This is a genomic window from Brevibacillus composti, from assembly GCF_016406105.1.
Taxonomy (GTDB): domain Bacteria; phylum Bacillota; class Bacilli; order Brevibacillales; family Brevibacillaceae; genus Brevibacillus; species Brevibacillus composti.
This window is the reverse complement of the sequence record NZ_CP066308.1, coordinates 3,696,353-3,719,332: the sequence shown is the minus strand read 5'-3', so window position 1 is coordinate 3,719,332 and position 22,980 is coordinate 3,696,353. Positions and strand designations below refer to the sequence as shown.

23 protein-coding genes are annotated in these 22,980 nt (G+C 55.5%); 11 read left to right on the top strand and 12 right to left on the bottom strand.

The window, feature by feature from the left end; all coding sequences use genetic code 11:
• Positions 1 to 66: 66 nt before the first annotated feature.
• Positions 67 to 1,329, bottom strand: a complete 1,263-nt coding sequence (locus JD108_RS18735) for an MFS transporter (RefSeq protein ID WP_198830181.1) — start codon at positions 1,327 to 1,329, stop codon at positions 67 to 69.
• A gap of 176 nt (positions 1,330 to 1,505) precedes the next feature.
• Positions 1,506 to 1,664: a hypothetical protein gene (locus JD108_RS18730; protein WP_198827471.1), complete on the bottom strand. Its 159-nt coding sequence runs from the start codon at positions 1,662 to 1,664 to the stop codon at positions 1,506 to 1,508.
• Between the two features lie 159 nt (positions 1,665 to 1,823).
• Between JD108_RS18730 and JD108_RS18725 the strand changes: the two genes are divergently transcribed.
• Both JD108_RS18725 and JD108_RS18720 read left to right on the top strand, forming a co-directional pair.
• Positions 1,824 to 2,162, top strand: coding sequence for a toprim domain-containing protein (locus tag JD108_RS18725; protein WP_198827470.1), 339 nt, complete (start codon positions 1,824 to 1,826; stop codon positions 2,160 to 2,162).
• 82 nt (positions 2,163 to 2,244) lie between these two features.
• Positions 2,245 to 2,451, top strand: coding sequence for a hypothetical protein (locus tag JD108_RS18720; protein ID WP_198827469.1), 207 nt, complete (start codon positions 2,245 to 2,247; stop codon positions 2,449 to 2,451).
• 53 nt (positions 2,452 to 2,504) lie between these two features.
• On the opposite strand, the gene JD108_RS18715 is transcribed toward JD108_RS18720, so the two are convergent.
• A complete protein-coding gene (locus JD108_RS18715; RefSeq protein ID WP_198827468.1) occupies positions 2,505 to 3,284 on the bottom strand; it encodes an undecaprenyl-diphosphate phosphatase in 780 nt (259 codons plus the stop codon).
• A 323-nt stretch (positions 3,285 to 3,607) separates the two neighbouring features.
• On the opposite strand from JD108_RS18715, the gene JD108_RS18710 reads away from it, so the two are divergent.
• Complete coding sequence (locus JD108_RS18710; protein ID WP_407649446.1) at positions 3,608 to 4,456, top strand: CvfB family protein; 849 nt, start codon at positions 3,608 to 3,610, stop codon at positions 4,454 to 4,456.
• Positions 4,457 to 4,541: 85 nt separating this feature from the next.
• Positions 4,542 to 5,666 (top strand): cation:proton antiporter, encoded by a 1,125-nt coding sequence (locus JD108_RS18705; protein WP_198827466.1) that lies wholly within the window; start codon positions 4,542 to 4,544, stop codon positions 5,664 to 5,666.
• Positions 5,667 to 5,703: 37 nt separating this feature from the next.
• Here JD108_RS18705 and JD108_RS18700 read toward each other — a convergent pair whose 3' ends face one another.
• The 3 genes from JD108_RS18700 to JD108_RS18690 are packed head-to-tail and all read right to left on the bottom strand — an operon-like array spanning position 5,704 to position 9,205.
• The gene (locus tag JD108_RS18700; protein WP_198827465.1) at positions 5,704 to 7,647 is read right to left on the bottom strand and encodes a TRAP transporter permease; all 1,944 of its coding nucleotides are present in this window, start codon (positions 7,645 to 7,647) and stop codon (positions 5,704 to 5,706) included.
• Entirely contained in the window at positions 7,648 to 8,178 is a 531-nt protein-coding gene (locus JD108_RS18695) for a DUF1850 domain-containing protein (protein ID WP_198827464.1), read from the bottom strand. It lies immediately after the preceding gene.
• A gap of 7 nt (positions 8,179 to 8,185) precedes the next feature.
• Positions 8,186 to 9,205: a TAXI family TRAP transporter solute-binding subunit gene (locus JD108_RS18690; protein WP_198827463.1), complete on the bottom strand. Its 1,020-nt coding sequence runs from the start codon at positions 9,203 to 9,205 to the stop codon at positions 8,186 to 8,188.
• Positions 9,206 to 9,399: 194 nt separating this feature from the next.
• Between JD108_RS18690 and JD108_RS18685 the strand changes: the two genes are divergently transcribed.
• From JD108_RS18685 to JD108_RS18675, 3 genes are all read left to right on the top strand, one after another.
• Complete coding sequence (locus JD108_RS18685) at positions 9,400 to 10,683, top strand: sensor histidine kinase (protein WP_198827462.1); 1,284 nt, start codon at positions 9,400 to 9,402, stop codon at positions 10,681 to 10,683.
• 4 nt (positions 10,684 to 10,687) lie between these two features.
• The gene (locus JD108_RS18680; RefSeq protein WP_198827461.1) at positions 10,688 to 11,608 is read left to right on the top strand and encodes a response regulator; all 921 of its coding nucleotides are present in this window, start codon (positions 10,688 to 10,690) and stop codon (positions 11,606 to 11,608) included.
• A 149-nt stretch (positions 11,609 to 11,757) separates the two neighbouring features.
• On the top strand, positions 11,758 to 12,813 hold the full coding sequence (locus JD108_RS18675; RefSeq protein ID WP_198827460.1) for a tetraprenyl-beta-curcumene synthase family protein: 1,056 nt from the start codon (positions 11,758 to 11,760) through the stop codon (positions 12,811 to 12,813).
• A 10-nt stretch (positions 12,814 to 12,823) separates the two neighbouring features.
• Here the strand turns inward: JD108_RS18675 and JD108_RS18670 are convergent, their stop codons facing one another.
• A complete protein-coding gene (locus tag JD108_RS18670; protein WP_198827459.1) occupies positions 12,824 to 12,997 on the bottom strand; it encodes a DUF5325 family protein in 174 nt (57 codons plus the stop codon).
• Positions 12,998 to 13,118: 121 nt separating this feature from the next.
• Between JD108_RS18670 and JD108_RS18665 the strand changes: the two genes are divergently transcribed.
• Positions 13,119 to 13,736: a PilZ domain-containing protein gene (locus JD108_RS18665; RefSeq protein WP_198827458.1), complete on the top strand. Its 618-nt coding sequence runs from the start codon at positions 13,119 to 13,121 to the stop codon at positions 13,734 to 13,736.
• A 5-nt stretch (positions 13,737 to 13,741) separates the two neighbouring features.
• Here the strand turns inward: JD108_RS18665 and JD108_RS18660 are convergent, their stop codons facing one another.
• From JD108_RS18660 to JD108_RS18650, 3 genes are all read right to left on the bottom strand, one after another.
• The gene (locus tag JD108_RS18660) at positions 13,742 to 14,998 is read right to left on the bottom strand and encodes an MFS transporter (RefSeq protein ID WP_198827457.1); all 1,257 of its coding nucleotides are present in this window, start codon (positions 14,996 to 14,998) and stop codon (positions 13,742 to 13,744) included.
• Between the two features lie 70 nt (positions 14,999 to 15,068).
• Positions 15,069 to 16,211, bottom strand: coding sequence for a winged helix-turn-helix domain-containing protein (locus JD108_RS18655; RefSeq protein WP_198827456.1), 1,143 nt, complete (start codon positions 16,209 to 16,211; stop codon positions 15,069 to 15,071).
• 15 nt (positions 16,212 to 16,226) lie between these two features.
• Entirely contained in the window at positions 16,227 to 17,714 is a 1,488-nt protein-coding gene (locus JD108_RS18650) for a sigma-54 interaction domain-containing protein (protein WP_407649445.1), read from the bottom strand.
• Positions 17,715 to 18,178: 464 nt separating this feature from the next.
• On the opposite strand from JD108_RS18650, the gene JD108_RS18645 reads away from it, so the two are divergent.
• Positions 18,179 to 19,099, top strand: a complete 921-nt coding sequence (locus JD108_RS18645; protein ID WP_198827454.1) for a proline dehydrogenase family protein — start codon at positions 18,179 to 18,181, stop codon at positions 19,097 to 19,099.
• 135 nt (positions 19,100 to 19,234) lie between these two features.
• Here the strand turns inward: JD108_RS18645 and JD108_RS18640 are convergent, their stop codons facing one another.
• Positions 19,235 to 19,804, bottom strand: a complete 570-nt coding sequence (locus JD108_RS18640; RefSeq protein WP_228728205.1) for a spore coat protein — start codon at positions 19,802 to 19,804, stop codon at positions 19,235 to 19,237.
• Between the two features lie 179 nt (positions 19,805 to 19,983).
• Between JD108_RS18640 and brnQ the strand changes: the two genes are divergently transcribed.
• On the top strand, positions 19,984 to 21,342 hold the full coding sequence (gene brnQ / locus JD108_RS18635; RefSeq protein ID WP_198827452.1) for a branched-chain amino acid transport system II carrier protein: 1,359 nt from the start codon (positions 19,984 to 19,986) through the stop codon (positions 21,340 to 21,342).
• On the opposite strand, the gene JD108_RS18630 is transcribed toward brnQ, so the two are convergent.
• Positions 21,339 to 22,253, bottom strand: coding sequence for a DMT family transporter (locus JD108_RS18630; RefSeq protein ID WP_198827451.1), 915 nt, complete (start codon positions 22,251 to 22,253; stop codon positions 21,339 to 21,341). The genes brnQ and JD108_RS18630 overlap by 4 nt on opposite strands.
• 313 nt (positions 22,254 to 22,566) lie before the next feature.
• On the opposite strand from JD108_RS18630, the gene JD108_RS18625 reads away from it, so the two are divergent.
• Positions 22,567 to 22,980, top strand: coding sequence for an acyl-CoA thioesterase (locus JD108_RS18625; RefSeq protein ID WP_198827450.1), 414 nt, complete (start codon positions 22,567 to 22,569; stop codon positions 22,978 to 22,980).

The window sequence follows — 22,980 nt, the reverse complement described above, 5'->3', positions numbered from 1 at the left end:
CGGCGAATAACAGAAAATCCCCCGCCTCTTCGCCGCAGCAGCGAAGAGACGGGGGATTTTTACATGCTAGGCGGAGAAAGTGCGGGGCTGCTGCCGGTCTTGACCGCTCCGCGCCCTTCGCTCGATGGCGAAGCCGGCGGCGCTCATGATGGCGAGGAACAAACCGCTGACAAAAAAGAGCTGTTCGACGGGCCATTTTCCCAGCCACACGGCGCCCATGCTGCTGGATCCCATGCTGAACAAGGTGAACATCAGCATATTCAAGGCGTATACCTTGCCGGTGTGGGAATCTGCTGCCTTCGTCTGGATGGCCGTGACCGTCGGGATGCCGATCAAAGGGCCGCCCACTCCGGCGATGCCCGCCGCCAGGAAAGCCAGCCAATGATGTGCCAGACCCAGAGTGAGCAGGAGGAAACCGGCCGCCTGTATGAGCCACCCGAACAAGATGACGAGCAGGTGGCGCTGGTAGGAAAACCGGGCCATAAACAGACTGCCCAGCAGGTTGCCGACGCCGTAGGAGCCGATCAGCACCGCGAGCATGCTGCCGTCCCCCTGCTGCATGCCGTTCGCCAGAAAGGGGAAGCCGACATTCCAGCATACCTGCCAGACGAGAAAGCCCATATTGCTGAATAACAGTACGATAAACAGCAGGCGGTTGGTGCGCAGCTCCCCGATGCCTGCGCCGATGTCCCGCACGTACTGTCTGAAATGAAGCGGGCCTGTGCCCATACTTTGACTGCTTCGCGGAATGTTGCCCAGCGTGTAGAGGAAACAGGCGGAGAGCAGGTAGGCGAAGGCATTGATAAAAAACAGATGGGAGAGCGGCATCCAAGAAGCGATTACGCCGATCGTCATGGGCGCCGCGATGCGAACCGTGCGAAACGTCGTGTCGAGAATCGCGTTGGAGCGGCTGAGCTGTTCGACGGGGACGATCGCCTTGAGAGCCACTGTCCGGGCAGGATGAAACAGACTGGAAAAGACCCCGATCATAAATTGGGCGGTGAGGAAGAAGGCGAAATGCTTTACGCTCATGGCCGCCATGATGCCCACCAGTACAGCGACGGCGATCCGCGCCAGGTCCGCTCCGACCATGAGCGAACGCGGATGATACCGATCCGCCAGCACGCCTCCGACCAGGTAAAACAACAAGCCGGCCGTCATCTCCGGAATGGCAAGCAGGCTGAGCACCGTGCCGGATTGCGTGGCTTGCAGGAGATACCACAGCAAAGCAAAGCTATAGCACTGATCGCCGATATTGGCAGTCAGCTGCGCCAGCCACAGCTTGACAAACGACCGATTCTTCCAAAGTGACGACGTCACCACGCTAATCTCTCCGTCCCGCTTTTATTTGTACGCTTGTGAAGATGCTGACGATTGCATCGAATAAAAAGATTTTGATTAGATCAGCATAGCAGGAGGTCTCCTGGATGTAAAGGTGCACGGGAAGCGGGAGCAAGCATGCCGGAATGAAAAAAGAAGCCTGACTCCCAGGCTTCTTTGCTTCCTCACATCGGGCGTATTTCTTTTTTCTCCTGGTTTCGATGGGCTTTGGAGTTGCCCTGATTATCTTCCGTATGCGTGTCGTCAGCGACCGTGCTGCTGGTCAGCCCGGTGACAGCCAGTCCTTTTTGATTCAGGTTTTTGGCGCTTTTCCAGTTGGACATTGCGGTTCACCCTTTCTTGTTGATCCTACCGTTACGTTTCCATTCGAAGCGGTTTGCTACCCATCCAGATTTTGTAGCAGCGGTCCTTTTTTGGGTTTTTGGCTGTCCAGAAAAGTGAAGTATACTGGTCCTATGAAGGGGAACGGAGGGAAGTTGGCGATGGACGGGATACGGGCGATCATCGTAGAGGGAAAGACGGATCGGGAACAACTGCAAAAGGTGTTGGCCGAACCTGTGCTGTTTGTCTGCACCTATGGAACCTACAGCGAGGAAAAGGCGCTCCAGCTGGCCGAGCGGCTGGCGGAAGCGGACGAAATCTATATTTTTACGGATGAGGACGAAAGCGGGAGAAAGCTGCGCGCTCAGCTCCAGGAGGAATTCCCGGAGGCATCCCATCTTCGTACGCAAAGCATATACGGACAGGTAGCCCATACACCGCTGGAGGTGCTGGCCGAGATTCTCGTTCGGGCCGACTTTCAGGTGCGCGGGGAAAAGTGAGAAAAGGGATGCACGGCGGGGATAACTTGCCGGGAGAACGGCAATAACAACAAGAGATGGACTTGTTGGAGGTGTCGTTCGTTTGCGCAACCTGATGGCCTTTCTCAATCGGATGAATGTGTTCGTCTGGCTCATCGGCATTTTTCTGGCCCATGCCCTGCTGTATCTGTTCCTGGGAACGGTCACGTGGCTGGCCACGTCCCTGCTGGCCACGGCCTTTTACGGAATCGTCCTGCTCATCGGCAAACTGGTAGCCAGCCGTTATGAAGACCGTGGCGAGATCAAGTGAGCAAAGCTGGCGAATGGGCCAGCTTTTTGACGTATAGGGGACCCGTACCGCTATCACCAGCCCAGATACTGCATGGCCAGGATGAGGCCTCCGAGAATCCATACATAGACGGCAAAGCCCTTCATCGAGCCGGTGCTGATGATTTTCAGCATCCAGCGGATCGCGACATAGCCGGCGATGGCGGCGAAGCCGGTACCGACGATGAGCGGGATCAGCTCATAAGATTCGGCAGGAGCCTTCGCCAGCTTTACCGTCTGCAGCGCGGAGGCGCCGAGGATGGCTGGCAGCGACAGGAGAAACGAGAAGCGGGCCGCGTCCGCCCGTTCGATTCCGCGCATCAGGGAACCGGCGATGGTGAGGCCTGAGCGGGAGATGGCGGGCAGAATCGCAGCGCCCTGCAGCGTCCCGATCAGCAGGGCGTCGGTGTAGGTAATCTGCGCGAATTTGCGATTCCCCCGGCGCATCGACTCCACTCCCCAGAGAATCGCCCCTGTCGCCAGGAACTCCCAGCCGATGGTGACACCTGTGCGGGAGATCTCCTCAAAATAATCTTCAAAGGCCAGGCCGATCACCGCTGTCGGAATCGTTCCGACCACGAGCAGGCGGGCCAGCTTGCCGGCAGGATTCCGCAGGACCTGGGTGATTTCTGTCCAAAAGACGAGGACGACCGCAATCAGCGTGCCGAAGTGAAGCATGGTATCAAACAGCAGACCGGCTTCTTGCATCCCGAACAGTTTGCGGAATAAGACCAGATGACCCGTGCTGGAAATCGGAAGGAATTCGGTGAGGCCTTGTACGATCCCGAGAAAAATATGTTCCAGTAAGACAATCATCGTCTTCGCTCCCATCTCACGCGTACTTGTACACCATATGTATGACGGAATGGGGCAGACTTGCCTGTTTTTCGCGAAATCTGCCGAACAGCTGCAAAAAGGAGTGGTCATGCGTGGAGGAGAATGGGTATAGTTAGGGTACATATGGAAGCGAGGAAAGCAGAATGAACCAACGAAACCAAAGAAATTCGAGACATCAGGGGAATCGGCCGGGCGCGCGCATCCAGCGCAAAGGACGCGTCCAGCGCGACCTGACGGGAAAGCTGATCCAAACCGGTGCCAAAAAGAGGCCGTATACGCCACCCGCAGGATTGCAGGCGGGGATGCAGCTCGCCATGACTGTGGAGCGGGAGATCGAGCCCGGCTACTTTCTGCGCGCTGGCGAGGATGAAGTGTTCCTGCATCGCCGGGAAGCAGAGCGGAGGCTGTCCCCAGGGGACGAGGTGGACGTTTTTCTTTATCACGACCATGAGAACCGGCTGGCAGCGACGATGGAGCAGCCCTACGTCGGCTTGAATGAATACGGCTGGCTGGAGGTCGTGGACAGCATGCCGCAGATGGGTGTTTTTCTGGACAATGGCATCGGAAAAGACCTGCTGCTCTTTGTCGATGACCTGCCTAAACTCAAATTCGAATGGCCCCGCATCGGAGACAGGCTGCTCGTCTCGCTGAAGCGGGACAAGCTGGGACGTTTGCTCGCAAAGCCCGTAACGGAAGAGGAGATCAACAAAATAGCGGTCCCTGCCCCGGATAGCGCGCATAATCAGTGGGTGGAGGGAACCGTCTATAAAGTCATTAAAGATGGCGCCTTTTTGTTCACTGACGATGAATATGTCATGTTTGTGCATCGGGAAGAGATGACCGAGCCGCTTCGTCTGGGTCAATCCGTTCGCTGCCGGGTCAGCTACGTTCGCGAAGACGGCCGGATCAACGGTTCGATGCGCGTCCGCAAAGAAGTGCAGTACGGGGAAGACGCCGACAAGCTGTTGGCCTACCTCACCCAACGGGGAGGGGCGATGCCGTATACGGACGATACGCAGCCGGATGTCATCCGTGAGAAGTTTGCCATGAGCAAGTCCGCGTTCAAACGTGCCCTGGGCAAATTGATGAAGGAACGAAGAGTGGAACAGGCTGACGGCTGGACAAGGCTGATGGGTGAAGTGCGAGAATAGGCAAACGGGTCCCAAAAAAGGGGCCCGTTTTTCACATAAGAGGGAGGTCCGTTTCAAAAGATAAGCTGAAGGGGTGGTAGCCGTCATGCTTGTCTTTCATTTAGCCGTGATCTTATTCGCCTCGAAAATAGCGGGTGATCTCAGCGTACGGCTGGGACAGCCCTCCGTTCTGGGAAAACTTTTGATTGGCATTGTGTTGGGTCCGGCCGTATTGGGGATCATCACCAATCAGAATATTTTGCATCAGCTCAGCCAAATCGGCGTGCTTCTCTTGATGTTCATCGCCGGTCTGGAGACGGATGTGGAGGAGCTGAGACAGACCGCAAAGCCCTCTACATACGTCGGAATCGCGGGGATTCTGGTGCCCCTGGGATTGGGCTATCTGACCGGTCTGCTAATGGAGCTCTCGACGCTGGAAGCCATTTTTCTCGGCCTCCTGCTGTCAGCGACGAGTGTCAGCATCTCGGTCCAGGCGCTCAAGGAGCTGGATCGGTTGAAGTCCAGAGAAGGCATGACCATCCTCGGCGCGGCGGTGATTGACGATGTGCTGGTCATTATCGCGCTGGCTTTTGTCATGAGTGCGGCTGGCGGAGAAGTAAATCTGGCGGCACTGGTAGGGAAAAAAGCCGCTTTTTTTGGACTCGCGATCCTGGCCGGGTGGAAGGCGGTTCCTTGGATCCTGAAGCGGTTTGCGCCGCTGCGGGTGAGCGAAGCCGTCATCTCGGCCGCCCTGCTGATCTGTTTTTTCTTCTCTGCCTTGGCGGAATACGCCGGGGTGGCCGCGATCATCGGTGCCTATATCGCGGGTGTGGCGATCAGTCTCACCGATTACAAGCACGAGGTGTTTGAAAAGGTGGAGACGATCGGCTATTCCGTGTTCGTGCCGGTCTTCTTTACGACGATCGGGGTCGCTGTCAATTTTACGGGCCTCTCCCGCTATCTGTGGGTCATCGTCCTGCTCAGCGTGTTGGCCATCCTGACCAAGCTGGTCGGTTCCGCCATCGGCGCCCGACTCTCCGGATTTGGCTGGAGGAGCTCTCTCGGGATCGGGGCCGCCATGGTATCGCGGGGAGAAGTCGCCTTGATTATCGCCGCCATCGGCCTGGAAAGAGGCTTGCTTGCAGAATCGCTCTTTCCCGTGATCGTTCTCGTCGTCTTGGTGACGACGGTAGTCACGCCGCCGATGATGAAGGCTTTTTTTAAGCAGTAAAAAAACGGGCTTCCTTGTGGGAAACCCGTTTTTTTGCTTAAGATGCAGCGACTGTTGTATCGCTTTTGCGACCTTTGTAGAAAGAGATGGCGAAAACGACTGCCAAAAGGCCAAGACCTGTAATATCTGTCACCAGACCCGGAATGACGGCCAGAATACCGCCAGCAGCAGCCAACAAGCGCTCGAGCGGATTCAGCTTGGACATCCAGAACCCGATGATGGCGGCGCCCACGCCAATCATACCCAGGATCGAAGTGATCATCACCCACAGCGACTCCATGAAGGTGGTGTCAATGAGCAGCAATTGCGGCGACACGACAAAGATATACGGAGCCATGAAGGCGGCGATTGCCAGCTTGGTGGATTGAACACCGGTCTGCATCGGTTTCGACTTGGCGATGCCGGCGGCAGCAAAGGCCGCAAGTGCGACAGGCGGCGTAATATCCGCGACAATTCCGAAGTAGAACGTAAACATGTGAGCAGCCAGATCCGGAACACCCATCTGGATCAGAGCAGGAGCTGCAATCGTCGATGTAATGATGTAGTTTGCCGTAGTCGGCGTGCCCATCCCCAAGATCAGCGAGGCGATCATGGTGAAGAACAGGGTCAGGATCAAGACACCGCCAGCCAGATCGATCAGGCCGTTGGCCAGTTTCAGACCGATACCGGTCAGGGTGACGGTCCCTACGATAATGCCCGCACAGGCGGTAGCGGCAACGACGCCCAATGCCGTTCTGGCACCGGAAGCGAAGGCTTCCATAATGTCGATGATGGACATCCGCGTCTCTTTGCGGAATGCGCCGACGACGACGGTCGAAGCAATCCCGATAATCGCGGACAGTTCGGGCGAAACGCCGCTCATCAGGGTGACGATGATGACAAAGATCGGCAACAGCAGGTATACCCGCTTCAGGACCGCTTTTTTGTCAGGCAACTCTTCTTTTTTCAGCCCGCGAAGGCCCAGTCTTTTCGCTTCCAGGTGCGTCATGATCCAGACTCCCGTGAAGTAGAGAAGCGCAGGAAGCGCAGCGGCTTTGGCAATTTCAAAATAAGGGATGTTCAAGAATTCCGACATCAAAAAGGCTGCGGCTCCCATGATCGGCGGCATGATTTGTCCGCCTGTGGAAGACGCGGCTTCCACGGCACCCGCGAACTCGGGGCGGTAGCCAAGGCGTTTCATCATCGGAATCGTAAACGATCCGGAGGTCACCACGTTGGCAACGGAGCTGCCGCTGATCGTACCCTGCAGGGCGCTGGAGAATACCGCTACCTTCGCAGGTCCGCCGATGCGGCGTCCGGCTACAACGAGGGCCAGATCGTTAAAGTACTGTCCCACACCTGTCTTTTCCAGAAACGCGCCAAACAAGATAAACAAGAAGATAAACGTGGAGGATACCCCGAGCGGTGTTCCGAGAATCCCTTCCAGTGTGTAGAACGAGTGGCCGATGATGCGGTCCACATCGTTTCCGCGATGCTCCAGGAAGCCCGGCATCCACGGTCCGAAGTAGGTATAGAGCAAAAACAGCGATGCGATGATCGCAATGGGCAAGCCAACGACGCGGCGAGCCGCTTCGATCACCAGGACGATGGCAATGCCGCCGATGATCAGATCAAGCGTCGTGTAGTTTCCGGTGCGCACGACCAAGCCTTCGTAATCGTAGACCCAATACAGGGGCAGGAGGAAGGCGAAGATTGCAAGCACAATCCCGGCAATCCCGATTTTGTTGTTGTTTCGCTTGGTGCTGAGCGGATACATCAGATAAATCAGTCCCAGACCAAAGGCCAAGTGAATCGGTCGGTGAATTTGCGGCGGAAGCGCAAAGAAAATCGTACTGACCAGCTGGTATACGGTAAAGAGTACCAACAGACAAAAGGTAATCCACTTCATCGGTCCGATAAACTGGCGAACGGCGGATTCTTTGTCGTACTGGGCGATTAGCTGATCCATTTCTTGCTGACTCATGTGTTGTTGTGTGCTCATCTAGTACCCTCCAATCTCATTCAAAATGGAACGCTTCTCCACTTGAATGGTAACGGCCGCTCCCGGCTGATCCAGGCTGGCGAGCGGTATTTCCCCTCCAGCGAAAAGCAGTGTATGATTAGCCCTCACCTGACCGATGAACAGGTGCAGGGCAGGGAATACGCGATTCATATTGACGATGCGAAATTGGCCGTCTTGACTGATCAGCTGTTCACCGGGAGCCAACTCGCTTTCCATGCCGATGCCGTAATCCTGAAAAGTCAATTCGGATAAGAGAATCTGCCCGTTTTGGATGAGGTAAGTCTCCACCACGGGAGAGCGGTGAATGGAATGAGTCCAACGGATCTGAAAGGTGCTGTTTTCTTCGATTCGGCTGCTCCAGACGATCCGGTTCGTCTCATTGTCCCGGATGACTAGAGTCGGAAAAAGGGGGATGATAAGAATAGAAAGGACAGCGATCAACAAAAGTAAGGAGAAAAGGCGGAACGAGGTCCGCCCTTTCCCGCTACCAGGTTGTTTTCTGTGAAGCATAAGGTGTTTATTTTACGCCTTTTTCTTCAAAGAATTTCTTCGCACCAGGGTGAACCGGCAAGCTCACACCAGCAAGTCCTTCTTCGATCGTGATTTCTTTCGCTTTTGCATGGCCCAGTTTGTCCGTGTTTTCGAAAATGGCTTTGGTTGCCTTGTAGACCAGATCTTCGCTCAGGTCAGCACGGATAACGAGCATCGCTTTTACAGATACGGTATTGATTTCTTCCGGAACAGTCGTGTAGGTGTTAGCCGGAATGGTGGTCTTTACATAGAACGGATATTTTGCGATCAGCGCATCGATCTTGTCAGCATCGACCGGGATGATTTTCACGCCTTTGGTAGCAGCCAATTCGGTAATGGCAGCAGTTGGCGTACCAGCTGTTTGGAATGCTGCATCCAGCTTGCCGTCTTGAATCGCTTTCGCGGAGTCAGCGAAGGAGAGGCGCTGCAGTTGCAGGTCTTCAAATTTCAGGTCATACATTTCCAGGATTTGCTGCGCGTTCATCTCGGTGCCGCTTCCAGGAGCGCCTACAGAGACGCGCTTGCCTTTCAGGTCAGCTACGCTGCTGATGTTGCTGTCGCTGGATACCACGATTTGGATGGTCTCATTGTACAGAGAACCCATCGCTTGGAAAGAGTCGATTTTGCCGTCTTGCGCAAACATGTTTTCGCCTTTGCTCGCGTAGTCAGCGATGTCGCTTTGCGTGAAAGCGATATCAGCCTTTTTGTCGCGAATCAGACGGATGTTTTCAGCAGAAGCGCCTGTTGCTTGTGCAGTAGCGGTGACGCCGGCGTTTTTGCCGATCAGGTCAGCCATACCGCCGCCAAGCGGATAGTAAGTTCCGCCGGTACCGCCCGTTGCGATGATCAGCTGGGACGGATCGTTGCTTTCGGCTGCACTTCCGCCGTTGCTCCCTGTACCGCCGCTGTTGCCGCCTGCACTGTTGCCGCCACCGCCGCCACAGGCTGTTACGAGCGATGCTGTCAGGAGCAGCGCCAGAGAGAGAAGGAGACTGCGTTTTTTCATGAAAAATCCCCCTTACGATAATTTTCTTTACATTTCCTATAGTCCCTGGTCATCGCAATCATACACGATTTTTGCGAGGACAAAGGAACTACCATCTAGCAGTGTAAGCGCATACCTATAAAAAACTACAAAAAACTATAGAAAAGTATAGTAAAATAGATATCAAAATCATTCGACAAAGAAAGCGGACGATTATGAGAGAAAGCTTGTATATTTTGCTAGTGATGCTTTTGGCCGTTCCCATCGCGGGCGAGTTGAAGTTTCATCCCTTCCAGGATGACTTTCGCATCAGTTTTGGAACGACGGCGTTTTTCTTTTTTTTGCTGTGGCTGCGCAAAATCCCTGCGTATCTCACGGGCACGCTGACAGGACTGGCCGTCGTGTTGTTTCGGCTGGGGCTGGACTGGCTCACCTACGAGTCATTTGACCTGGTCTCCTCTGTTCAGATGCATTTTCCTGCTTTTTTCTTTTACGTGACCTTTTCGCTGATCTTTTCACTGGCCCGCGTCAATCAGCTTCACCAGTTCCCGCTTCTCGTCGGGATTCTGGCGACGGTAGCCGAGATCGCCGCCAATCTGGTGGAGCTGGCATTTCGATCCCCTCACTGGCACGCCATCTTTCAGTGGGAAGTGATCAGTCCGGTCGCGGTCATCGCGCTGATCCGCAGTTTCTTCGTCCTCAGCTTCTTCAACATGATTCAGCTTCGGCAGGCCAAGTGGATGGAGGAGCAGCAGCGGGTGCGAAATGAGCACATGCTCATGCTGGTCTCCAATCTATACGAGGAATCGATTCATCTGAAGAAGACGCTTCAGGACGTGGAGGAAATCACCCGGGACTGCTACGAGCTCTACCGCCAGTTGAAGCAGGATGAGGCCGGCGGGCAGGGGGAGGAGTATGCGCGGCAAGCCCTGCGGATCGCCGGGCAGGTCCATGAAGTGAAAAAGGACAATCAGCGGATCTTTGCAGGCTTATCCAAGCTGATCTCCGATGAGAATGACCGCGATTACATGCCGCTGGGCGAACTGATGAAAGTCGTCGTGCGGGCGAATGAAAAGTACGCCAGGCTGCTGGGCAAAGACATCAGCTTTACGCATCAGGTGGGGTCTCCTTACCTCGCTTGCCATATCTTTACGACCTTGTCTCTCCTGAACAATCTGGTGGCCAATGCGGTAGAGGCCATTCGCGAGCGCGGCACGATCGCCATCGAGGTCAAGCTGGACGCGGACAAGGACTTTCTGTTTACGGTGAAAGACGATGGTCCGGGAATCGTCGTCCGGGATCGCGAGCTCTTGTTCATGCCCGGCTTTACGACCAAGTACGACGTGTCCGGAAATCCGTCGACGGGAATTGGGCTTTCTTATGTAAAGGAAGTCGTGGAAAACCTGAAGGGGCAGGTAGAGTTATTGGAAGGTACAGAGGGGTATTCGACTGTCTTCAGGATTCGTTTGCCGATCGCTAATCTTGTCCAGAAAGGTTGATAGTATGCGATACTTCATCACAGATGACGATCCGGCGGTGCGCTCGATGCTGATGCAGATCATCGAGGACGCGGATCTGGGAGTCGTAGCGGGAGAAGCGGAGGACGGCTCGCAAATCGATGCGGATTACTTGCACATGAAGAGGGTAGACATTCTTTTGATCGATCTCTTGATGCCCAACCGGGATGGGATCGAGACGATCCGGCAGCTGCGGGACTTCGAGGGGCGCATCGTGATGATCTCCCAGATCGAGTCCAAAGAAATGATCGCCGAGGCCTACTCGCTCGGTATCGAATACTATATCACGAAGCCGATCAATCGGCTGGAGGTCTTGAGCGTGCTGCAAAAAGTGCAGGAGCGGATCCTCTTGCAGCGATCGATCGAGGGCATCCAGCGCTCGCTCAGCGTGCTGGGCGGGGGAGCGGCGCGAGAAAAGAAGGAGCAGCCCTTTACCGAAAAAACGATCCAGACCCCCGGAAAGTTTTTGCTCACAGAGCTGGGGATGATCGGGGAAAGCGGCAGCAAAGACCTGCTGGAGATGCTTGGCTGCCTGCACCGGGAAGAGAAGGTAGCTGCCGGGGATTACAAGTTCCCTTCTTTAAAAGACATCTTTCTCCGCGTCGCCCGCCAGAAGCTGGGCGACGCGGCGAGCGAAACCGAACTGCAAAAGGAAGCAAAAGCGGCCGAGCAGCGGGTGCGGCGGGCGATCTACCAGGCGCTCTCCCATCTGGCCTCACTCGGTTTGACCGATTACGCCAATCCCAAATTTGAGAACTACGCTTCTACCTTCTTTGATTTTACGGAAGTCCGCAAACGAATGAAGGAATTGGAGGACCATGTGGAATCGGCTCCGTCCACCACCCGGATCAACGCAAAAAAGTTCATCTACGTGCTGTATCTGGAAGCAAAACGCTTGTTGGGATAACTGTGGGGCAGGAAGCAATCCCTTTTGGAGCGGGCCGGTATTTGTGGTAAGATATCTCTATTGAAGGGAAGGAAATCCAACATCGCCCAACAGGCCTTATTGGATTTGCGATACGGGTGCAACAGTGTTGCCGGCGAGGAGGGAATGACGTGAGAGAGCTACGACATCCGTGGCAATTACTGTATCGGATGTATCGCCATATACAGCCCGTCTTGGAGCGGGAGTTCGGTGCCTGGTACGAGCGGGCGCAAAGAATCGATGATCCGGAATTGCGCAAGCAGGCGATGGCCAGCATGGAGAGTAAAAAATTTCATTGCCAGGGCGGATCGGTATACGCGACACAGGTGATTCCTCACGCGGAGGTCATCGTGCCGCTGATTGTGGCGTACCAGACGATCAGCGACTATCTCGACAATCTCTGCGATCGGAGCACGTCGCTGGACCCCGTGGACTTTCGCCAGCTGCATGTGTCGATGCAGGACGCTTTGACGCCGGGGGCTCCGCTTCGGGACTACTACCAATACCGGGATGAAAAGGACGACGGGGGATTTCTGGCGGAACTGGTGCTCGCTTGCCAGCGGTATGCGGCCCAATTGCCCGGCTACGAAAAAATCAAGCCGCATGTCCTGAGACTATCCTGTCTCTATAGTGACCTGCAGGTGTACAAGCATATTGCTCACGATCAGCGGGAGGCACGGCTGCTCTCGTGGTGGGAGGAACATAAGAGCGAAAACGAGGGGCTTTTCTGGCAGGAATTCGCGGCCGTGACGGGCTCGACGATCAACATCTTCGCCTTGTTCTGCATGGCGACGGAAAAAGAGGTAGCGGATGAAGAGATTGCCGCTGTCAATCAAGCCTACTTTCCCTGGATCAGCGGATTGCATATCCTGCTGGACTACCTGATCGACCTGGAGGAGGACAGGCTCGGCGGCGATCTGAACTTCGTCAGCTACTACCGCTCCGAGCAGGAGGCGACCGAGCGCTTGCAGCACTTTATCAAACAAGCAAAGGCAAGCGTCGAAGGCTTGCCCAATCCAGCTTTTCACCGTATGATTGTGGATGGTCTCGTGGCCTTTTACCTGGTAGATCGCAAAGTAAACCGCAATCAGCCGCGCATTTACACGATCGCCAGACAGCTGTTAAAGCAGGCCAAAGGACTGCCATCCCTGTTGTTTTACGTAAACAGCCTGCTCGTGCGAAGGTAGAATCCGAGAGCTAGCGCATGTGTTTCCGCTTGTAGGAAAAACCGTATCCCATCAGGGCACAGGCGCCAAGGACTCCGCCTATGACACCGAGCGAGCTGCGCTCACCAATCGCAATGCCAACCCCGATGAAGCAGGCGGCTACGCCAAGAGCTAGCGCCAGAGTAACGAATTGATAACGACTCATCGGCATGGAAACCTCCTATCTGTCAATGTTCCCATTATACCTTATTTCCTCAAGAAATGACTCACTTTCATCTGATTGGAAACATGCAGTAAATTTTTTTGTGAAGTGGTGGAGACAGTAGATGGAAAGCTTCTTGCAGATAAAAAAAGGGAAGCAATTTTTTGAAGGCAGCGTTACATACGGGGAGGGAGACCTGATTGAAGTCGTATTTCAGGAAGCCCTGGAGGTTGCCGTGGGCGACCAGCTGCCCTGTTTGCTGACGGATAATTATGAGACCATCAGCAATTTTGAAGCAGTCGTGATCGCCAAGGAGAAAAACCGCCTGTTTCTTTTCCATTCCCCGACCATGATCGAATATCGGGAACAGAGGCGCCGTTATCCCCGCTTTGACGTCAGTCTGGATGCCTGGATTCAGTGCAACTCAGTACCCGGGCAAGGAAATTTTTCCATCTATACCCAAAGGGTGGAGTTGACCAACCTGAGTCTGGGAGGGGTGGCCTTGCGCGCGGACAAGCCGATCCCGCATGAAGAACAGCTGATCTTTTCAACCGAGCTGTACGGCCGCCAGCGAAAAGACGGCGTGGTTCGGGCGGAACTGCAGGTCATCCATGAGCGCAAGGACAAAGAGAGCTATTATTACGGTTGTAAAATAGTTGGAATACAAGCCCGCTATTTTCACACCCTGCGCAAGTATATTCTGGAGAGACAGCTGGAGGAGCGCCGCCAGCTGAAACTCTGAGCCGTTTACTCAACGGGAAGGGACATTTCTCCTCTCTTGGCCTCTTCTCTTTGCCAAATCCATTTTTGCAGCACGATGCCGCAGGTGCCGATGATGCCAATCAGCACCCCGATCCACTGAAAACTGAAGCTGACACCCCAGCTCTGGACCAGCCATCCGCCCAAAAGCGGAGCGATAATAAAGATCGCGCTGCTCAGGGAATCGAGGATGCCCGTGACGCGGCCGATCGCTTCCTTTGGCGTCTCTTTTTGTCGCAGGAAGCTGGAGCCGACGGACGTCAGACCGGTTCCGACTCCCCCGAGGAGCGCTGCGCCGAGCAGCGTCAGCGGGCCATTCTCCGGCTGATACATGCCGGCTGCCGCTACCATGATTCCGATCAAAAGCACGCCTCCCCCTAAAAGCCACCCATACGACTTGATCTCCTTCCTGCGAGACAGCCAGGTCACCGCCAGCAAAGCGCCCACCCCGATCGTACTGACGACATATCCCAATAATTGCGGCTGGTCCGGTGCCTTTTCGCGCAAAATCGTCACAAACTGGGCATCGATCAGTTGAATCGCAGCCAAGGCCAGCAGTGAAAAAATAGTGCTGACCAGCAAAATCCGGTTGGTGAGCAGGATCCGCCAGCCGTCCTTCCAGGTAGTCCGCCAGCTTGTCTTCTCCGGCTGCTGCACGGCAGGTGTCGCCTGACGCGGCGCCGATTCCCGAAGCGGACCGATCCAGAGGAGACAGACCGCTGACAGCAAAAAGCTGATCGCATTGATGATTAGACAGACCGTGGGCGACGTGAAGGCGACGATGGTTCCGCCGAGCAGCGGCCCGATCAGCTTGCCGGATTGAAAGACCGTGCCGTTTAGGGAGGCGGCCTGGAGCAGCTGCTCTTCGGGCACGACATGTCTCGTCAGCGCCTGATGGGCCGGTGCGTAGAAAATCTCGGCTGTGCTGCGGAGCAGAACGAGACTGAGCAGCCACCAGGGATTGGGAGCCAAGGTCAACAGGATCGTCAACACCGCGCGGATCAAATCGGTGCCGATCATCACCCGCAGCTTGCTGCTGCGGTCAGCGGCGATCCCGGCGAACTGGCTGAACAGCACGCTGGGCAGCGCGTAGGCAAGCGGAACCAGGGCGAGCATCATCGGCTCCGCTTTCCAGACGTAGCCGAGCAGCATCGACAAGGCGATGAAGTCAAACCAGTCTCCCAGCGTAGAGAGCCCGTAGGCTGCGAACATTTTGGCGAATACGCGATTTCGTAGCAGCGTCATAAAAAAACCCCCTTCTTCTCAAGAATCAGAATAAAGGGGATTTGTCAGAGCAATATCAGGGGACGATCGGTTAGAGCTGGCGAGCGAACAGCTCCTCCAGCTGCTTGTGAAGCTCCCCGAGGCGGTGCTCCTCCCAGAGTCGTGCCCATTCCTTCCGGTATTTTTGCTGCCAGGCGCTGTCGCCGGGGTAGATTTGAAAAAAGCGCTCTACCTTGCGGACAGCGTAGAGATAATGGGGGACAAATCTCGTCTGCCGGAGGATGTCGATCCCTTCATCGATGAGCCGGCGGGCGCGCGCCTGCTCTCCCCGTTGAAAAGCAAGCATCCCTTCCAGTCCGAGCAGCATTCCTTGTTCCCGCTGCATCGGCTTTTCGGCCAGCAGGCATTTGGCCTCCTCCAGCTTTTTCTGGGCAAGCGCCAGTTCTTTCCGTCTGAGCAGGTATGTCATTTGTTGAAACCAATACGTCAGGGTGTAGCTATTGGATCGCAGGCCGGAGATAGTCTCCGCCAGCTTTTCGATCTGGCTCTCGGCGTGTTGCCACTGCCCCGTTTCCACGTAGAGGGGGATCAGATTCATTTCCAGCTCTACCTCCCACATCCCGGGCAAATCCTCTTTGCGGCTGAGGACCTGCTTGCACAGCGCCAGCGCCTTCGCGGGATCTTTTTCCGTCAAGATGTAGAGATGGGACAGGTAAAACAGCCGCTCCCGCAAAGGGATCTCGGCGGCGCGCAAGAACCAGGCGAACTCCCCCGTCACGAAGCGCACGTACACGGCGTAGAAGGGGTCCAGCGTCAAGCCGAGCACATCCTTGTGCGCAGAGAGTGTCTGCAGCGCAGCGCCCATCCCCAGTCCGTGATACATCTCCAGCATCTGCTTGATGTGCGAAGCAAACTCGGGGTGTACATCCAGCACATTGGCCGGCTGGGGCTCCTTCCAGTGGAGGCGGTAGCCGACTCCGCGCACCGTCTCGATGGACAGCAGATGCTGCCAAAATTGCAGCTTTTTGCGCAGGCGGTACACATGGTCATCCACCGTGCGGTCGGTCGGCATCTCCAATCCCCAGACCCGGTCCAGCAGCTCCTCCCGGCGAAACGCCTGATTGCGATGCAGGTAGAGAAAGCGGAAGAGGAGGTATTCTTTTGGAAGCAGGGTGATGGTTTCGCCGCCCCAGCTGACCTGATGGGTGCCATCATCCAAATAGAGCATGGCCATTGGTCTCAATCCTCGTCATATTCCGTATTTTTTCATTTTATTATACAAGGTTCCCCGCGAGTAACCCAGCAGCTCCGCGGCTGCTTTGCGATTTCCGTAAGTCCGCTCCAATGCCGCCAGGATCCGCTCACGCTCGGATTCTTCCCGGGCGGGCGGGGCGAATCCGGCGAATGCAGGGGCAGCCTGCGCGGCGAAGGAATGGCCCCGCACTCCCGCAGCCAGAGGGGGAGCGGCAGCTTCGCCGGACGGAGCGTAGGGAGCGTGCAAATAGGAAGTCTCCTGCTGCTGTTTAATCGCGGACGGCAGCTGCTCGTAGCGGATCAGCCCGCCTTCCTGCAGAATGGACAGGCGCTCGATCACATTGCGGAGCTGCCTGATATTTCCCGGCCAGGAATAGTCGATCAGAGCCTGCATGACCTCCGGCGTGATGCGCGGCACCGGATGCTCATGGGCGATGGCGTATTCCTGCAGGAAGATATGCACCAATTCGGGAATATCCTCGCGCCTCATCCGTAGTGGAGGAATTTCCAGCGTAAAGACATTCAATCGGTAGTAGAGGTCCTCGCGAAACAATCCTTCGGCCACCATCTGTTCGAGATTGCGGTTGGTAGCGGAGATGATGCGGGTATTCACGGTGATCGGCTCGGTCCCGCCCACGCGGTAAAACTGTCGCTCCTGCAGGGCTCTGAGCAGCTTTACCTGCAGCTCCAGCGGCAGCTCGCCAATTTCGTCCAGGAACAGGGTGCCGCCATGGGCGAGCTCCAGCTTGCCGGGCTTCCCCTTTTTCTCCGCACCGGTAAAGGCGCCGCCCTGGTAGCCGAACAGCTCGCTCTCAAACAGGGCGGCGGGAATCGCGCCGCAGTTGATGGCGATAAACGGTTGATCCCGGCGGCGGCTGGCCTGATGGATGGCCTGGGCAAACAGCTCTTTGCCCACGCCGCTCTCGCCGTCAATCAGCACGGTGGCATCGGTCTGGGCCACCTTGCGCGCAGATTGGATGGCGGATTGGATCTGGGAGGAGTGACCCTTGATCGGAAAAAAGGGATCGTCCGCAGGATGAAAGCGGCTCATCTCCTGCTGCAGATTGTGGAGATGGGCCGTCGTGTGAGCCAGCTCATCGTTGAGGCGGACCAGCTCCGTAATATCTTGTTCAATCGAGATGGCGCCAATGATTTCCGCTTCCTTGCGAATCGGAGCGGCATTGATCAGCACGTGGCGGTCCGGCCGCGGCACATGGTACACCCGGTAGACGGATTCGCCCTGCGTGAGCGCGTCCAACAGGCGGATCGATTCACTCGCGAAGTGCTCGTCCAATCGGGTGCCGACGACTTGGCTGCGATCGATTTCATATATTTTTTCGGCCGCCGGATTCCAGTACCGCACAATATTGTCGGTGTCCACAATCGTAATCGCTTCGCTCAGCGTATCCAGCAGCGTCCGCAGGAGGATGTCCTGGTTGGCCGAGATGGAGATGTAGGCAGCAAGCAGACGCTGGGCCGGTATCCATCCGGTGACGGTGCCGTCGCCATCCACGGTGATGACATCGCACGGCGTATGCAGCCGCTCTGCGTCTCCGAGAAGCTGTTGGCCGGCCGCGGCCAGGGTGGTCGTCTCCGGCAGCAGCCATACGTTCTCTTCGCGATCGCCAATGCGGCGCACACCTGTTGCTTCGTCCCGGCGTAAGCTGATAGAAGCGGGGTCGATCGGATCCGCCAGGCAGGAGATTTTATCGTTCAGGGAAAATAGCGGTTTCAAATCATCACTTCCGATCCAAACTAAGTAGTATACAGACACGAAGTTGACTATAAGCAAAAGTGTACAACAATAAACACGATCTGTACATATATGTACAAAACATGGATGGGCGTAAGGAGAAATTGTCGTTTATTTTTCGATATTGTCGATTGGCACGGTTCATGCTAATAAAAAGGACGCAGATGAATCATTGAGGAGGAGACCGAAACACCATGGAACAATTGATGAAGGATTTTTTCCTGTTCCTTTCCAAGAACAAGGCGCTGAATGCCGCTGCTAAAAAATGGGGCCTGCGCTTTGGCGCCAATCGGTTCGTGTCCGGCGAAACCATCGAAGAGGCAATCACCAAGGTACGTGAACTGAATCAAAAAGGACTGGTCTGCACGCTGGATCACCTGGGCGAATTTGTATTCAGCACAGAGGAAGCAAACGAGTCGGCCGACTACTGCATCAAGACTTTGGAAGCGATTCACAAATCAGGCGTGGATTGCAACCTGTCTTTAAAAATGACAAGTTTGGGCCTGGATATCAGCCGTGAACTGTGCATGAACAATATGCGCCGGATTCTTCAATTCGCCCGCGAACACGGCAACATTTTCGTGCGGATTGACATGGAGGACTACGCTCACAAGAACATCACGCTGGAGATTCTCCACGAGCTGCTGGAAGACTACAGCAATGTCGGAACCGTAATTCAGGCGTATCTGTACGATACGGTCGCTGATATCGAGGCGCTCAAGGATAAAAAAGTAAACCTGCGTCTGGTAAAAGGGGCGTACAAGGAATCGCCCGAGGTGGCCTATCCGAACAAGGCTGACGTGGATGAGAACTACAAGAGAATCATCAAGCAGCATCTCCTGAACGGCAACTACGCCGCTGTGGCGACCCATGATGATGCGATCATCGACTACGTGAAAAAGCTGGAGAAGGAGTACAATATCCCGCGCACCCAGTTTGAATTCCAGATGCTCTACGGCATCCGCACCCAGACGCAGATCGATCTGGCGAAGGAAGGCTACAAAATGCGCGTATACGTCCCCTACGGCAACGACTGGTACGGCTACTTTATGCGCCGTCTGGCAGAGCGCCCGGCCAACGTGGCGTTTGTCCTGAAAGGCATGTTTACGAAGTAGGTTCATTCAATTGTTTCCAAGGCATAAAAGAAGCCCGGCCTCTGGACCGGGCTTTTTGGAGCCATGAGCTACACAAGCACAACAGCTGTCATCCGAAATCGATCGGGTGACAGCTGTTTTTCATCGAACAGACGGCTATTGCTGATAACCCTGCATCGGCTGGTGGTAAGGGACCTGCTGGTACACCTGGCCCAGGGTGGAGACAGTCTCGGCCGGAGCCATCGACACCGCATACCAGCCTTTGCGCACCATGTACTGCCACACTTCATAAGCCTGGTGGGAACACATCCGGAAGGCATCCTCCAGGAAGATGCGGAGCGGGGGAGTGGTGGTCTCGAAGGCTGCCCAGGCGTATTCCCGGCCTGAGCGCTTCAATGTGAGCAGGTAGGAGGTCGCAATCGCCCGGTCATCCAGATGGCTCAGCTTGATCTGCGGCTGAATCGGCTGGTATTGATGCCCCGGAGCGGGCGAGAAGCTCTGGCCGGCGATCGACGGGACATTCAGCGTATCGCGGGAGCCCGCCTGCTGCGTCACGAATTCGACTTTCATGTTGTAGTCTTGTACGTGAGCCGAATAGTGGCGCAGGATCATCGAGCGCAGCTCCGGGTCTTGCGCCTGATTGATAAACAGGGCCATGCTCTGAATCGAGTTGGTGCCGTTTTGTTTTATCTTGCCAGTGGGACAGGAATTGCCCGTATGGAACAAAATGCATAATCCCCGTCTGGCCACACATACTACAAATCCATACGAATCGCTGATCTTCATGTGCTGAAAAAAAATATATTTGAAAAATATCTTGTTTCGTACTATAATCTTTGTTCAGTTGTACTATATGAAAATTTCGCAAAATTTAAAAACTAGAAAGGCATGTGGAGAGGACAGAAATGAGAGAATTATCCAAAAGAGAAACCGTCACAATTGGACTTATGCTGTTTGCCTTGTTCTTCGGGGCTGGAAATATGATTTTTCCACCGGCTCTCGGTCAGGCGGCCGGGACTCATGTCTGGATGGCCATGCTTGGCTTTATCATTACCGGAGTCGGGCTCCCGCTGCTGGGCGTAGTCGCGGTTGGTCTGGCCGGCGGCGGGTTGTCGACGCTGGCGAACCGCGTGCATCCGCTGTTTGGGGTCATCTTTACGGTGATCGTCTACCTTGCGATCGGACCATTTTTGGCGATTCCCCGGACAGGGACCGTATCGTACGAGATGGCGGTGCTGCCGTTCCTGCCTGCATCGGCCGGCCAGAGCTGGCTGCCGCTCTTTCTCAGCACGCTCGTCTTTTTTGCCGTAACGTTCTGGCTTTCCTTGCATCCGTCCAAACTGGTGGACCGGATCGGAAAGCTGCTGACCCCGCTTCTTCTGCTGACGATCGCCTTGATGTTCGTCAAGGGTGCACTGAGCCCCATCGGCGAAATCGGCGCGCCTGTCGGGCCATACGAGAAGACGCCGTTCTTTAAAGGCTTTCTGGAGGGCTATCTGACTTTGGACGCCCTCGCGGCCATGGTGTTTGGCATCGTCGTCACGACAGCAGTCAGGGAGCAGGGCATTACCGACCGCAAAAAGATCTCCCTGGCGACGGCCAAGGCCGGGATCGTCGCTGCACTGGGGCTGGCGTTGGTCTACCTGGCTCTGGGGTATCTCGGAGCGACCAGTCAGGTGCTCGGCGCTTCGGATAACGGCGGACAGATTTTGAGCGGCGTAGTGGCGCAGTTATTCGGTCAGGGCGGCGCATTGCTGCTCGGTGTCGCTGTCACGCTCGCCTGCATTACCACATCGGTCGGACTGGTCACGGCCTGCAGCCGCTACTTCTCTGATCTGTTTCCCGCGATCTCGTATAAAACGATGGCGGCCATCTTGTGCGTTTTCAGCACGGCCGTTGCCAACGTAGGCTTGACGCAGCTGATCAGCTTCTCCGTGCCTGTGCTGATCGCGATCTATCCGCTGGCGATCGTGCTGATGCTGCTCTCCTTCCTGCACACGGCATTCAGAGGCTACTCCTCGGTCTATATCGGAGCGATCATCGCGACTGCCGCGATCAGCCTCATCGATGGCCTGGTGCTGCTCGGGGCGAAGCTGGATCAGATCACCGCTGTGTACAAAAACCTGCCGCTGTATGAGGAAGGCATCGGCTGGCTTTTACCCGCCATTGCCGGCAGCTTGCTGGGCTTCCTCTGGGGAAGTCTTCGTCCGCGCCGTTCGCAGGAAAAAACCGCATACCGGGAAAAAACAAGCGGCACACCCTAATCGGGTGTGCCTTCTTTGTTTTCAGCAGATTGTTGCAGATTGGAGAGCGCCACGCCCAAAAAGATAAAGGCAGCTCCGGCAAAAAAGCCGATCCCCAGATGTTCTCCCAGCAGCAGCCAGCCCAAGGCGGCGCCGACGATCGGCTGGACGAAGAAAAAGCCCGCGCCGCTGCCTGCCTGCATCAATTCGAAGCCTTTGTTCCACAGGTAAAAGGCGCCGGCGGTCGAAATGATCCCGATGTACAGGACGCCCGCCCAGATTTTCCAGCTAAAATGCCACGAGACCGGCGTGACGGACAGCTCCCAAATCATCACGGGACTGGTGAAGATCATCCCGAACAAGGCGACATAGGTGGTAACTGCCAGCGACGAGTAGCGCATCGTCGCTTTTTTGCTCATCACCGTGTACAGGCCCCAGCTCACGGCAGCCACCAGCAGAATCAGATTCCCGATCAGGGAAGACTGGGCGTCTGCCTCGTCCGGAACGCCGATGACGATCAGGACGCCGACCGTCGCCAGCAGGATCCCCGCGATCTGCTTGCGGTGAATGCGCTCCTTCAGCAGCGAGACGGCGAAGATGGCGATAAAGGCAGGGGAAGCGGCCGTAATCAGTGCCCCCATATGGGCGGTGGAGAGCTTGGTCCCCAAAAACTGCGCGCCAATCGAGATGGTCACGCCGACGAAGGCGATGGCCATGATCATCGGAAAATCCCGTTTGGCGATAAATTCGCGCCGCGCGACGACAAAGACGCCCAAGACCAGCGAAGCGATGGCAAAACGGATAATCAAAAGGGTGAACGGCGGAATGACCTCCAGCACGACCTTGCTCACGACGTAGACGCCGCCCCAGATAGCCGCGGCCAGAGCCAGGCAAACCCCTCCAAACAACTGCTGTTTCCATACGGTATTCATCGTAAATAGCCCCTCCCGGAAAAATGATTGCTTTTTCTTTTTCCCAGCCGGGGGGACGCTAGTCAGCCGTTCCCTCTCCGACTAGGTGAGGAGAACGCCGGGTACATCACACTCAAAACGCGGACGTGCGATCATGATTTTCACCACCCTGCCCTCTACAGGCGATTCATTATGTTCTATTGTTCTATTATAGAGAAGAAGAGGAGAAAATACAGCAACATCCTCAGAATATTCCGAAAGGGTGCCGAATGAATATTCACTCAGTTGCTCTGATTCGGTATACTGAGAAAAAGAGAAGAGGGGAGCGATCCATGTGACGCATCAGTTTGATTTGGTCGTCCGTTCCACGGATATTGATTTTATCGGGCATGTAAACAACGCCAAGTACCTCGAGTACATGGAGTGGGCCCGTTTTGACTGGATCTGTCAAAAAGGCTTTACCCTGGACGAACTGCAGCGGCGGGGGCTGATGCCGGTCGTCGTCAATCTCAACATCAACTATCGGAAAGAATTGCGCATGCTGGAGCAGGTGCAGGTGCGCACGCAGGTCTTGGCAGTAGGCGAGAGGAGCTTTGTCATTCGCCAGGAGCTGTACACAGCGAAGAATCAGCTCGCTGCGGATGCGGACGTGACGATGGTGATGATCGATGGACAGACCCGGCGGGCAGTTACGCTGCCGGCGGATCTGGCTGTAGAATTGAAGCAAGCGATGATGCTGGAGGAATGA